This is a genomic window from Amycolatopsis sp. H20-H5, from assembly GCF_035828755.1.
GTDB lineage: Bacteria > Actinomycetota > Actinomycetes > Mycobacteriales > Pseudonocardiaceae > Amycolatopsis.
In genome coordinates this window covers 1-13016 of record NZ_JAYMZS010000183.1, presented here as the reverse complement: position 1 = coordinate 13016, position 13016 = coordinate 1, and the positions used below count along the sequence as shown (strand labels likewise).

Genomic DNA, 13016 nt, shown 5'->3' with positions numbered 1-13016 from the left:
GTGGTGTCTTGGTTCGCGAGAGACCACGACTCGTCGACGAGTCGCGCGAGACTCACTCGTCCAGTGGCGCACCGCGCCAGCGCCAGCCGGTCTGGCGCTCGCGGCCAGGGAGTTCGGCTCGGTCGGCGGCCCACCGCAGCGCCGTCCACGGATCGACATCGGAGACGTCTCCGATGTGAGGAAACATCCGGGCGAGAACGCGTGCGCAGGTGTCGCGCGGCGGATCGAGGGTGCGGCCGAGGCCGCGCGCGATGTCCTCGCCGTGGATCAGCACCTCCACGCAGCCCATCCCCGCGAAACCCGCGGGATCCGACCTGCCGGTGGGATGGTGGGCACGGATCTCCGGCGCCGTCGTCCGCACCACGGCGGCCAGGATTCCCCCACCGGCCAAGGCGAACTCCAGTGCTTCGGCCGACGACGCGTCGTTGTCCACCGCGGCGAGGAAGCGCACATACCTCTTCTCCGGTCGCGCGACGAGCTGGGCAGCGTAGGACAACAGGCAGTCGCCGAGGTGCTCCGCGGTGTGCCAGCCGTCCAGGCCGCCCGTGCCGGTGGTGGCCGACCAGTCCCGTGCGGCCGCCGGCCGCAGGGTGGCGGCGAGGCTGGCGAGGGCGGCGTCGAGGTCGTCGGCATGCATGGGCACGAAGATACCCGTGCCCCGCTGTCGCAAATTTGCGTAAGTCGGTTCAACTATTGCAAACCGGGTACACACTTTCTATGATCCAGGTCACAAGGTCTCCTCTCACGCACGCAAGCCCAGGAAGGCGAGTGCTGCCCCCGTGTCCCCAACACGTGTCTTCAGTGCGCCCCAGAAACCGCTACCCAACAACCGGAAACGCAGAATCGGCGCGCTGTCGGCAGCAGCGCTGGCGATCGCCGGCGTCACCGCGATCACGCTCGGCGCGGCACCCGCGACCCCGGCGCAGGCCGCGACGGTTCTTGCGTCCTCGGCCCTCGATGTGGCCGGACGCGGGGCGACCGTGCCGTTCGTGGAACAGGAAGCCGAGAGCGCCGCGACCAACGGCACGGTGATCGGCCCCAACCGCGCCGCCGGGACGCTGGCGGGCGAGGCCTCGGGACGCAAAGCCGTCACGCTGTCCGGCCAGGGTCAGTACGTCGAGTTCACCCTCGGCGCGGCGGCCAACTCGGTGGACGTCCGCTACAGCCTGCCGGACTCCTCGAACGGCACCGGGGTCAACGGCACGATCTCCCTGTACGTCAACGGTTCCCACAACCGCGACCTGAGCCTGACCTCGCGCTACAGCTGGTACTACGGCTCGTATCCGTTCACCAATGACCCCGGCGCGGGCAAGGGCCACCACTTCTACGACGAGACCCGCGCGCTGCTCGGCGCCAGCTACCCGGCCGGGACGAAGATCAAGCTGCAGGTCGACGCCGGTGACGTCACCCCGGCCACCGTCGACCTCGCCGACTTCGAGCAGGTCGCCGCGCCGGGCGCCCGCCCGGCGAACTCCCTGTCCGTCACCGACTACGGCGCCACTTCGGGTGACGCCTCCGACGACGCGGGCGCGTTCGACGCCGCCGTCGCCGCGGCGAAGAGCCAGGGCAAGGAGGTGTGGATCCCGCAGGGGACGTTCGTGCTCAATCACCACATCACCGTCGACCAGGTGACCGTCCGCGGCGCGGGCCAGTGGTACTCGGAGCTGCGCGGCAGCCGCGCCGGGATCTTCGGCAAGGGCGAGCCGGACAGCTGCGGCAACGGCGGCACCAAGGGCTCGACCAGCGGCAACGTCAAGCTGTACAGTTTCGCGATCATCGGCGAGGTCACCGAGCGGGTCGACTGCGACCAGTCGAACGCGATCGGCGGCGCGCTGGGCGGCGGCTCGGTCGTGCAGGGGTTGTGGCTCCAGCACACCAAGGTCGGGCTGTGGCTGGACGGACCGTTCGACGGACTGACCGTGCGCGACAACCGCATCCTCGACCAGACCGCCGACGGGCTGAACCTGCACCAGGGCATCAGCAACGTGCTGGTGACCAACAACTTCCTGCGTAACACCGGTGATGACGGACTGGCGATGTGGGCGGAGAAGGACGCCGACCACCACAACACGTTCTCGTTCAACACCGTGGTCCTGCCGATCCTGGCCAACAACATCGCGATCTACGGCGGCCACGACAACGTCGTGTCCGACAACGTCGTGTCCGAGACCCAGGACCAGGGCGGCGGCATCCACGTCGCCAACCGGTTCAGCGCGGTGCCGGTGTCCGGCACGACCACGGTCGCGCGCAACACGACCATCCGTGCCGGGGTGCTCGACTCGAACTGGCAGTTCGGCGTCGGCGCGCTGTGGTTCGACGGCCGCGACTCGGCGATCACCGGGCGCATCGACGTCACCGACAACGACCTGCTGGACAGCAACTACGAGGCCATCCAGTTCATCGACGGCAACACCACGGACATCCACTTCACCAACATCAAGATCGCCGGCGCGGGCACGTTCGCGTGGCAGCTGCAGTCGAAGCCGACCGGCACGGTGAAGAACGTGGTCGCCACCGGCATCGGCCGCGCGGGCGTCTACAACTGCCAGGGCCCGGAAGCCCTGCAGGGACTCGTCGACCAGGGCGGAAACTCGGGCTGGAGCACGACGTTCTGCGGCTCCTGGCCGACACCGGTGTACGGCGGCGACAGCGGCGGAACGACGACACCGACCACCCCGCCCACCACCACGCCGACCACCCCGACGACTCCGCCGACCGGGAATCTGGCGCTGCACAAGCAGATCAGCGCGAGCGGCGCGCAGGGCGGGTTCCCGGCCGACCGCGCGGTGGACGGTGACACCGGCAGTTACTGGGAGAGCGCGAACAACGCGTTCCCGCAGTCGCTGACCGTCGACCTCGGCAGCGCGCTGTCCGTGAGCAAGATCGTCGTCAAGCTGCCGCCGTCGAGCGCCTGGGGCACCAGGACGCAGACCATCGCGGTCCAGGGCAGCACAAACGGGTCGGACTACTCGGCGCTGAAGGCGGCCTCCGGCTACACCTTCGACCCGGCGTCCGGGAACTCCGCGACCATCACCTTCCCGGCCACCTCGCAGCGCTACCTGCGGCTGGTCTTCACCGGCAACACCGGCTGGCCCGCCGGGCAGGCCTCGGAGTTCGAGGCCTACTCGTCCTGAGCCCCCGTCCGGCCCGTCTCCGCCCTCCGGGGCCGGGCCGGACGGGTTCCACCTCAGCTCGGTGTCACGGTGCGGTATCACTTTCGGTGTCACTTTCGGTGTCACGGCCAACCTCGCGACCAGCTGAAACGCCTCTAGGCAGTAACTGCAAAGTGCCGCCACGGCGCATCGCCCCGCGGCAACAGATCGCCGCGAGGTAGCCATGAAAGCTCTGATCCTCTCGTCAGCCGCCGCTCTCGGCCTGTTCGGCTGGAGCACGACGGCAGTCCCGCCCACGCCTACCGCTCCTTCGCCGGTGTGGCTCGCCTTTACCTCGAACAGCGCGCGTCCCGGCACCAAGGTGTCCGTCACCGCGGCCTGCGAGTCGGACGCGAGTCCGCTGACCGGCAAAGCCTTACGTGTCAAGGCGCCTCTCGCGAGGAACGCCGAGGGCCACCAGCCATGGGCCCTGCACGCGGACGCCGTGGTGACGGACGTCGCGCCGGGTTCGTACCCGGTGTCGTTCCGCTGCGGCGACCAGCCGGTGACGGTCTCGTTCACCGTGCTGCCGAAGTCCGTGCCCAAGCAGGTCGCGGTCGTGCCCCGGGGTGCCCCGCGGACCGGGGCGGGCGGGATGGCGGACTCCGCGACCGGGTGACGAGGTGTCCGCTAGCCTGGAAGCGTGCTCGGTTGAGCGACACTCGGCCAAAACAGTCGCTTTTTTGCGTTGACTTGCGTAATAATTGCGGTCATGACGCGTCGACTTGCCGAAGTGGCCCGCAAGGTCGGGGTCAGCGAAGCCACGGTCAGCCGGGTACTCAACGGCCGATCCGGGGTTTCCGCCAGCACCCGCACCGCCGTTCTCACCGCGCTGGACGTGATGGGCTACGAGCGCCCCACCCAGCTCCGGGGTGAGCGAGCCCGTCTCGTCGGGCTCGTCCTGCCCGAGTTGCAGAACCCGATCTTCCCCGCGCTCGCCGAGATCATGGGCAACGCGCTGGCCCAGCAGGGCTTCACCCCCGTGCTGTGCACCCGCACCGCGGGCGGGGTGTCCGAGGCCGAGTACGTCGAACTCCTGTTGCAGCAGCAGGTGTCCGGCGTGGTGTTCGCCGGTGGGCTGTACGCGCAGACCGACGCGGTGCACACGCACTACCACCACCTGGTCGAGCGAAACCTGCCGACGGTGCTGATCAACGCGGCCGTCGAACACCTCGGCCTGCCGCAGGTCTCCTGTGACGACGTGGTCGCCATCGAGCAGGCCGTCGGGCACCTGAGCTCACTCGGGCACGAGAAGATCGGGCTCGTCCTCGGCCCGACCGACCATGTCCCGTCGCAGCGCAAGCTCGAAACGTTCCTCGTCTGCATGGACAGGCTCGGCGTCGCGGAGTCGGACGTCCTGGTCGAGCACGGGATGTTCTCCATCGAGGGCGGCCACGCGGCCGCGGCCCGGCTGCTTCCCCGTGGCGCGACGGCGATCCTGTGCGCCAGCGACCTGCTCGCGCTCGGCGCCATCCGCGCGGCCCGGCGGCAGGGCAAGTCCGTGCCGGGGGACATCTCGGTCGTCGGCTACGACGACTCGTCGCTGATGAACTGCACCGATCCGCCGCTGACGACCACCCGCCAGCCGATCGAGGCGATGGGCCGGGCCGTGGTGGAACTGCTGGTCAAGCGCATCAACGGCGGTGAGGTGGCGGCCGAGGAGCTGCTGTTCGCGCCCGAGCTCGTGGTACGGGGGTCCACTGCGCGACTGACGCGGGACTGAGCGTGACCGCGTTCTGTTCGTAACTTGCAAATTTTCGTCTGGTTATTGCGGGCTTCCAGTCTCACACTTTAGAGTGACCGCAATCACGTGACAGCCGTCGCGGCCGCGAGAAGAGGCGTCAGATGAACACTTCCTGGTCCCGCAGAGTCCCCCGACGGGCGATCGGCCTGCTTGCCGCAGGTGGACTCGTCCTGAGCCTGGCCGCCTGCGGCAGCGATTCCGGTGGCACGCCGGCCGCGGGCGGCAAGGTCAAGATCAGCGTGACCGGGCAGCCGCCGCAGACGCAGCCGTTCGAGCGCAAGGTGTTCGACGCCGACGTCGCCGAGTTCGAGGCGTCGCACCCGAACATCGACATCGAGCCGCACGAGGGATTCATGGATCCCAAGACGTTCTCGGCGAAGCTCGCGGGCGGCCAGCTCGAGGACGTCTACTACGTCTACTTCACCGACCCGGCGCAGATCATCGCCCGGCACCAGGCCGCCGACATCACCGAAGCGGCGAAGAGCGTCCCGCACGTCAACGACATCCAGCCGCAACTACTGGACAATTTCCGGGACGCGAGCGGCAAGCTGTACGGCCTGCCGACCGCGAACTACACCATGGGGCTCGTCTACAGCCGCCCGCTGTTCGTCAAGGCCGGGCTCAACCCGGACAACCCGCCGAAGACCTGGGACGAGGTCCGCGACGCCGCGAGGAAGATCGCCGCGCTCGGCAACGGCACCATCGGGTACGCCGACTACAGCAAGAACAACCAGGGCGGCTGGCACCTGACCGGCTGGCTGTACTCGATGGGCGGCGACATCGCCCGTCAGGACGGCGACAAGTGGAAGGCCGACTTCAACAACGAGAAGGGCAAGGCCGCCCTCAACTACCTGCACCAGATGCGCTGGGACGACAACTCCATGGGCAGCAAGCAGCTCTTGGAGGCCCAGGACGTGCAGCGGATGATGGGCGCCGGCCAGCTCGGCATGTACATGGCCGCGCCGGACAACGTTCCGGTGCTGGTCAAGCAGTTCAACGGCAAGTACGCCGACTACGGCGTCGCGGGGATGCCCGGCGGCCAGGGCACGCTGCTCGGCGGTGAGGGCTACCTGCTCAACCCGAAGGCCTCGCCGGAGAAGATCAAGGCCGGGCTCGAGTGGATCCAGTGGAAGTACCTCAACCCGGACCGCTTCGACAAGCACGTCAAGCAGTACGTCGACGGCAAGCAGCCGGTCGGCCTGCCGACCGAGCCGACCCCGGACATCTGGCAGGGCGCGGTGCGCGAGCAGCAGCTGAAGGTCAAGGCGGCCAACGCGAACGTGCCCGCGGAGAACTACAAGTCCTATGTGGACACCGCGGTCTCGCTCAAGGGCAGCATCGAGCCGCCGAACGCGCAGCAGGTCTACGCCGCGCTCGACAGCGTCATGCAGGCGGTGCTGACGGACAAGAACGCGAATATCGACCAGCTGCTGTCCTCGGCGGAGACCAGGGTCAACAGTGTCCTCGCCCAGGTCAAGTGACCTTCTCGCCCGGCCCGCGGTGACCCCGCGGGCCGGGCGCCCGGTCACCTCCCCTGCTGACCGCCGCCGTGTCCGCCTGCGCCGCAAGCTCCGGGAGAACCTCACCGCGTACGGCCTGCTGTGCGCGGCGATCCTCTGCTTCGCGATGTTCTCCTGGTACCCGATCGTGCGCGGGGTACTGCTCAGCTTCCAGCAGGTCGACTTCGTCAACCCCGCCTCTTGGGTCGGGTTCGACAATTTCGTGAAGCTCTTCGAAGACCCGCTGTTCGGCGTCGCGTGGCGCAACACCCTGCTGTTCACCGGGCTCGCGCTGATCTTCGGCTTCCTCGTCCCGTTCCTGACCGCGGTGCTGCTCAACGAGATCCGGCACGCGCGGGCGTTCTTCCGGCTCGCGGTGTACCTGCCGGTGATGCTGCCGCCGGTGGTCACCGCGCTGATGTGGAAATGGTTCTACGACCCCGGCCCGGGGCTGTTCAACTCGGCGCTCAACGCGGCCGGGCTGCCGAGCGGGCAGTGGCTCGACTCCAGCACGACCGCGATGCTGTCGCTGGTGTTCGTGTCCACCTGGGCGAACATGGGCAGCACCACGCTGATCTACCTGGCGGCCCTGCAGACGATCCCCGGCGAGCTGTACGAGGCCGCGGAACTGGACGGCGCGGGGATGTGGCAGCGGCTGCGGCACGTGACGTTCCCGCAGACGCGGTTCGTGCTGCTGGTGCTCCTGCTGCTGCAGGTCGTCGCGACGATGCAGGTGTTCACCGAGCCGTACGTGATGACCGGCGGCGGCCCGGACGATTCCACCGTCACCGTCCTGCTGCTGCTCTACCGGTACGCCTTCGTCTACAACGACTTCGGCGCGGCCAGCGCGATGAGCCTGCTGCTGTTCGTGGCACTGGGCCTGTTCTCGGCGATGTACGCCCGCCTCACGAAGTCCGCGGACGCGGGCTAGGGAGCCACGACCATGACCGTTACCTTGGCACGCAAGGAAAAGAAGAAGACGGCGGAGTACGCGTCGCGCACGCTGGTCTCGCCGTCGCAGCTGCGCACGAAACGTGGCAAGACCGTCTACCTCGTGGTGTTCGGCGGCACGCTCGTCGCGTTCGTGCTGGCGTTCCTGTTCCCGCTCTACTGGGCGGTGACGGGCGCGATGAAGTCTGCGCCCGAACTCGCGCAGACCCCGGCGACGCTGATACCGCACGAATGGCACCCTGAGACGTTCGGCGAGGCCTGGGACCAGATGGACCTCGGCAAGTACTTCCTCAACACCGTGGTGGTGGCGGGCGGGGCGTGGCTGGTGCAGCTGGCCGTCGACGTGCCAGCGGCGTTCGCGTTGTCGAAGCTGCGCCCGAAGTTCGGCAACGCCGTGCTCGGGCTGATGCTGGTGACGCTGATGCTGCCCGCGGCGGCGCTGCTGGTGCCGACCTACGTCACGGTGACCGACCTGCCGCTGCTGCACCTGAACCTGATCAACTCACCGACCGCGATCTGGCTGCCCGCGGCGGCCAACGCGTTCAACATCTATCTGCTCAAACGGTTCTTCGACCAGATCCCGGACGAGCTGATCGAGGCGGCGCGCATCGATGGCGCCGGGCCGGTGCGCACACTCTGGAAGATCATCCTGCCGATCTCGCGGCCGATACTGGCGGTGGTGTCCATCCTGGCGGTGGTCACCGCGTGGAAGGACTTCATCTGGCCGCTGCTGGTGTTTCCGGACACCGGGAAGCAGACGCTCAGCGTGATGCTGCAGCGGGTGGCGATCGACATGCCACTGAATCTGCTGGTGGCCGGGATGGTGCTGGCGAGCCTGCCGATGATCGCGCTGTTCCTGGTGTTCCAGCGCCAGATCCTCGCCGGGCTCACCGCGGGCAGCGTCAAAGGCTGACGTGGGTACAACACGTGGGTACAACAACAGTGGAGGGGCAAGCAAAAGTGACCGCTTCGGGGCAAGTGAGTGACAACGCCAAGGCGTTGGACTGGTGGCGCGGCGCGGCCATCTACCAGGTCTACATCCGCAGTTTCGCCGACGGCAACGGCGACGGGGTCGGCGACCTGGCCGGGGTCCGCTCGAGGCTCGGCTACCTGTCCGAGCTCGGGATAGACGCGATCTGGTTCACCCCCTGGTACCCATCGCCGATGGACGACGGCGGCTACGACGTCGCCGACTTCCGCGACATCGAACCGGCGTTCGGCACGCTCGCCGAGGCCGAGCAGCTCATCGCCGAGGCGCACGCGCTCGACCTGCGGGTGATCATCGACATCGTGCCGAACCACTGCTCGGACGTGCACCCCTGGTTCGCGGCCGCGCTGGCGGCGGGCGCGGGAACGGCCGAGCGGCAACGGTTCTGGTTCCGCCCCGGCCGCGGGCAGGACGGCGCCGAGCCGCCGAACAACTGGCAGTCCCGCTTCGGCGGCCCGGCCTGGACGCGGGTGACCGAGGCCGACGGCACACCCGGCGAGTGGTACCTGCACCTCTACAGCTCGCGGCAGCCGGACTTCAACTGGACGAACCGCGAGATCCGCGCGGAGTTCGAGGACATCCTGCGGTTCTGGTTCGACCGCGGGGTGGACGGCTTCCGCATCGACGTCGCCGACGGGCTGGTCAAGGACCCCGACCTGCCGGACGTCGAGGCGGGCGACGAAACACCGTTCTCCGACCAGGAGGGCGTGCACGAGATCTACCGCGGCTGGCGGGAGATCGCCGACGGCTACCCCGGTGACTGCATCCTGGTCGCCGAGGCCTGGCTGCCGGACATGTCGCGCGCGGCGCGGTACCTGCGCAAGGACGAGCTGCACGCGGCGTTCAACTTCGACTTCCTGGTCTGCCCCTGGGATGCCGGGCGGTTCCGTGACGTCATCGAGCGGACCCTTCGCGCGCATTCCGAGGTCGGCGCCCCGGCGGCGTGGGTACTGTCGAACCACGACGTCACCCGGCACGTGACCCGCTACGGCCGTCCCGGCGACACCGGTTTCGCGTTCGCCGACCGGCTGCACGGGACGCCGGTGGACCGCGAGCTGGGGACCAGGCGGGCACGGGCGGCGGCGTTGCTGACGATGGCGCTGCCCGGCGAGTTGTACGTCTACCAGGGCGAAGAGCTCGGGCTGTGGGAGATCGAGGACATCCCTGGCGAGTTGCGCCAGGACCCGGTGTGGGAGCGGACCCAGCACACCGACCCCGGCCGCGACGGCTGCCGCGTGCCGATCCCGTGGTCGGGCGCCGAGCCGCCGTTCGGCTTCGGCGCGAGCTCGCCGTGGTTACCCCAACCGGGTGAGTGGGCGGGCTACACCTCCGAGGCGCAGGCGGCCGATCCGGCGTCGATGCTGACGTTGTACCGCGAAGGCCTGCGGCTGCGCGAAGCCGAGCCCTCGCTCGGTGACGGCGAGCTGCGCTGGCTCGTGCAACTGGCCGGGGTGCTGGGCTTCAGCCGGGACCCGGGGTTCGCGTTCCTGCTGAACTTCTCGGACTCGCCGGTTTCGCTGCCACGGCACGACTCGGTGCTGCTGACCAGCGGGCCACTCGCCGACGGGCAGCTGCCGCCGGACACGGCCGTGTGGCTGCGGGCGTCCTGACGGTCACGTCCCTGATGAGATGAACGGACCGGTTATGGCGTTTTGCCATAACCGGTCCGTTCATCTCACGCGGGAGGGGTTACGCGGTCAGCTTCAGCACGTCGATGCCTCGGGCGTTGTCGGCGACGTAGACGTAGCCGCGGTGCCAGTAGGGTGCCCACGCGCTGGCGTCGGCTGGGCGGAAGTACGCGATCTGAGTCGGGTTCGTCGGGTCGCTGACGTCGAGGAACCGGGTGCCCTGGGAGTAGAACGACTGGACGAGGACCTTGCCCTGGACGTCGAAGTAGTGCGCGGAACAGTCGTCGGAAGCCGGGTCGCTGCCCTCCTGGCCCGCGACGCTCCACGTGCCGACACTCTTCATCCGGAACGGCTTCTCCGGTGTCGAGCGCCAGCCTTCGCCGTTGTACGAGCCCTGCAGCGATGAGATCGTCAGCACGCCGTCGCCCGCGCAGCCGTCGAGGAAGCTCTCCTCGGTGGCGTACACGAGGTCGCCCGCGCGCCAGTTCGCCAGATCGGCGCCGTCGGCCGCGCGGCGGCCCGTCGGGTGGAAGCTGTTGTGCATGAACTTCGACGGCGCGGCCGTCTCGTCTACGCCGCCACCGGCATAGGGCACCGGGTCCAGCGCGGTCGCGCGGCGGATCTTGCCCTGCACCGGGTCGCGGTGGATGCCGTTGGTCCAGTAACCGCGCACACCGCCGCGGCCGGACACCCAGGCGACACCGTTGTCGTCGACCTGGACGTCGTGGACGTAGTCGGTCTTGCCGTCGTTGCGCGCCAGCTCGATCGGGTTCGGGAACACCTTCGGGTGACGCGGGTCGCGGACGTCGGTCACCCAGATGGGGCGGCCGCCCCAGTCCGCGGGCTGGTTGTCGGCCTTCGCCGGGCCGCCCGTCCACAAGTAGCGGCAGTTGTCCACACAACTGGTGGTGTGGCCCGCAGGCACCTTCACGTAGTTCAGGATCGTCGGCTTGTCCGGCCGCGAGACGTCGACGACGTAGATGCCGGACTCGCCCGTGTGGGTGTTCCCGGCGAACGCGCGCGGGTCGCGGGAGAGGAACACGAGCTTGCGACCGGCGTCGACCTCGGTGTCCTCGGTCTCCCACAGGCCGGGCAGGCTGAGCTCGCCGATCAACTTCGGCGCGGCGGGATTGGCCAGGTCATAGGACTTCATCCCGAACTCACCGGAGACGACCATGACGTCACGGCGGCCGTATTGCAGGAACGCGATCGAGATGGCGCCGGCCGCGCCGGGCACGTTGCCGACGGCCTCGACGTTCTTCACCGCCCCCGGCGCGCCCTTCGTGCGCGCGGCCGGTGCGGCCGGTTTGTCGTCTTCGCCGCACGCCGCGGCGGGCAGCCCGGTGGCGATGAGGGTGATGGCCACAGTGGTGGCGACCAGGCAAGATCGGAGCAGTCGACTACGCACACAAACCTCCCAGAATGATCACTTACACACTAGAGGCAGCGATTAACCGGACACAACCGACTTTGGTCGATGGCTCACCTGGTAGGACATCTCCATGCGCCTGCGTGTATCCGCCCTCCCCGTCCTCGGCGTCCTCGGCCTGCTCGTGGTGTCCGGCTGCTCGGACTCCGCCGCCCCCACCCGGCCCGGCGTGCTGACGGCCGCGCTCCGCGAACCGGCGACGCTGCTGCCCGCCGACGTGCATGACCAGGCGGGCAGACTCGTCACGGGCGCGCTGTGGACGCCGCTCGCCGACTACGACGCCACCACCGGCAAGCTCACGCCGCGCGCGGCCGAGTCGATCACCAGCACCGACCAGGTGCACTGGACGGTGAAACTGCGCGCGGGCGGGAAGTTCCACGACGGCACCCCGGTGACCTCTCAGTCCTATCTGGACACTTGGAACGCGGTGACCAGGGAGCACTGGACGGCGTCGGATCTCCTGCGGAACACCCTGGGAGTCAAGGAGATCGCGGCGCCCGGTCCGGCGACGGTCACGCTCACCCTGGAACACCCGTCGGGCCAGGCGCTGGCGATGCTGGCGTCGCCGTCCCTGGTCCCGCTCCCCGCGTCCGTGCTCGCCTCGCACGATTGGGCGGGGTTCGCGAAGAGCCCAGTCGGCAACGGGCCGTTCAAACTGGACGGCCCGTGGCAGCCCGGCGGCGGCGGCAAGCTGATCCGGGTCGCGGACGCACCCGGCAAGGCGCGAGAGATCGACCTGAAGGTCGGCGACCCGGCCGCGCAGTACGACGAGGTCAAGGCCGGGAAGCTCGACCTGGCGACCGAGGTGCCGGGCGACCGGCACGACGCGATGCACACCGAGTTCGCCGACCGGCACGTGACGTGGCCGCTCCCGGACGTCACTTATCTGGCATTCCCCTTGCAGGACAAGCGTTTCCAGGACTCGACCGTGCGGCACGGCTTCGCGCTCGGAGTGGACAGGGCCGCGCTGGAGGCGGGTCCGCTGGCGCACCAGATCGACCCCGCCCGCGCACTGCTCCCGCCGGCCGACGCGCCCGGCGAGCGCAGCGGGACCTGCCGCCCGTGCTCGTTCGACGGCCCGGCGGCGAAGGCCCTGCTGACCCAGGCGACGTTCAGCGGCGCGACGACCGTCTACTTCGGACCGGAGGCCGAAACCTGGGCGAAGCCACTGGCCGAGCAGCTGCACACCGCGCTCGGCGTGGACGTCACGGCGAAGCCCCGCCAAGGCACCGCGCCGACCGACGGGCCGTACACGCTGACCGTGCCACTGGCTTCCCCGAGCCCGCACGAGTTGCTCGCCGCGCTGGCCAAGGCGACCGGCTACACGGCCGACGGTTTCACCCAGCTCCTCGACTCCGCCGACACCGCCGCGAACGCCGACGCGAGCGGCCGCCTGTACCGCCTGGCGGAAAACCAGCTCCTGCGCGACCTCCCCGTCGCGCCGCTGTGGTCCGGCCACGGCCACGCGGTCTGGACCGACCGCGCGCACAACGTCACCGCGACCCCGTTCGGCGACGTGAACCTCGCCGAAATCACCATCTGACCCACCCCTGTCGATTGCCCCTGAAGGCCACCATGCCGGCGTCTAACGCCGTCATGGTGGCCTTCAGGGACAGTCAAGAAGG

Annotated in this window: 10 protein-coding genes; 8 read left to right on the top strand and 2 right to left on the bottom strand. The window is 69.1% G+C overall.

All coding sequences use genetic code 11. The annotated features are described in order from the left end of the window. Positions 1–52: 52 nt before the first annotated feature. A complete protein-coding gene (locus tag QMK34_RS44780; RefSeq protein ID WP_326420941.1) occupies positions 53–637 on the bottom strand; it encodes a hypothetical protein in 585 nt (194 codons plus the stop codon). 142 nt (positions 638–779) lie between these two features. Between QMK34_RS44780 and QMK34_RS44775 the strand changes: the two genes are divergently transcribed. The 7 genes from QMK34_RS44775 to QMK34_RS44745 all read left to right on the top strand — a co-directional run bounded on the left by QMK34_RS44775 (position 780) and on the right by QMK34_RS44745 (position 9944). Beyond that, positions 780–3134, top strand: a complete 2355-nt coding sequence (locus QMK34_RS44775; protein ID WP_326420940.1) for a discoidin domain-containing protein — start codon at positions 780–782, stop codon at positions 3132–3134. A 202-nt stretch (positions 3135–3336) separates the two neighbouring features. Continuing rightward, positions 3337–3771 carry a hypothetical protein gene (locus tag QMK34_RS44770; protein ID WP_326420938.1) on the top strand — a complete coding sequence of 145 codons (435 nt, stop codon included), beginning with the start codon at positions 3337–3339 and terminating at the stop codon, positions 3769–3771. A gap of 93 nt (positions 3772–3864) precedes the next feature. Next, positions 3865–4875 (top strand): LacI family DNA-binding transcriptional regulator, encoded by a 1011-nt coding sequence (locus QMK34_RS44765; RefSeq protein ID WP_326420937.1) that lies wholly within the window; start codon positions 3865–3867, stop codon positions 4873–4875. 122 nt (positions 4876–4997) lie between these two features. Then, positions 4998–6377 (top strand): ABC transporter substrate-binding protein, encoded by a 1380-nt coding sequence (locus tag QMK34_RS44760; protein ID WP_326420936.1) that lies wholly within the window; start codon positions 4998–5000, stop codon positions 6375–6377. Beyond that, positions 6355–7326, top strand: coding sequence for a carbohydrate ABC transporter permease (locus tag QMK34_RS44755; RefSeq protein WP_326420935.1), 972 nt, complete (start codon positions 6355–6357; stop codon positions 7324–7326). Before QMK34_RS44760 ends, QMK34_RS44755 begins: the two co-directional genes overlap by 23 nt. Before the next feature lie 12 nt (positions 7327–7338). Next, positions 7339–8259, top strand: a complete 921-nt coding sequence (locus QMK34_RS44750; RefSeq protein WP_326420933.1) for a carbohydrate ABC transporter permease — start codon at positions 7339–7341, stop codon at positions 8257–8259. A 47-nt stretch (positions 8260–8306) separates the two neighbouring features. Continuing rightward, positions 8307–9944 (top strand): glycoside hydrolase family 13 protein, encoded by a 1638-nt coding sequence (locus tag QMK34_RS44745; protein WP_442785358.1) that lies wholly within the window; start codon positions 8307–8309, stop codon positions 9942–9944. A 79-nt stretch (positions 9945–10023) separates the two neighbouring features. On the opposite strand, the gene QMK34_RS44740 is transcribed toward QMK34_RS44745, so the two are convergent. Beyond that, complete coding sequence (locus QMK34_RS44740; protein WP_326420942.1) at positions 10024–11358, bottom strand: LVIVD repeat-containing protein; 1335 nt, start codon at positions 11356–11358, stop codon at positions 10024–10026. Positions 11359–11464: 106 nt separating this feature from the next. Here QMK34_RS44740 and QMK34_RS44735 point away from each other — a divergent pair, with 106 nt between their 5' ends. Next, positions 11465–12934, top strand: a complete 1470-nt coding sequence (locus tag QMK34_RS44735) for a peptide ABC transporter substrate-binding protein (RefSeq protein ID WP_326420929.1) — start codon at positions 11465–11467, stop codon at positions 12932–12934. Positions 12935–13016: the final 82 nt, after the last annotated feature.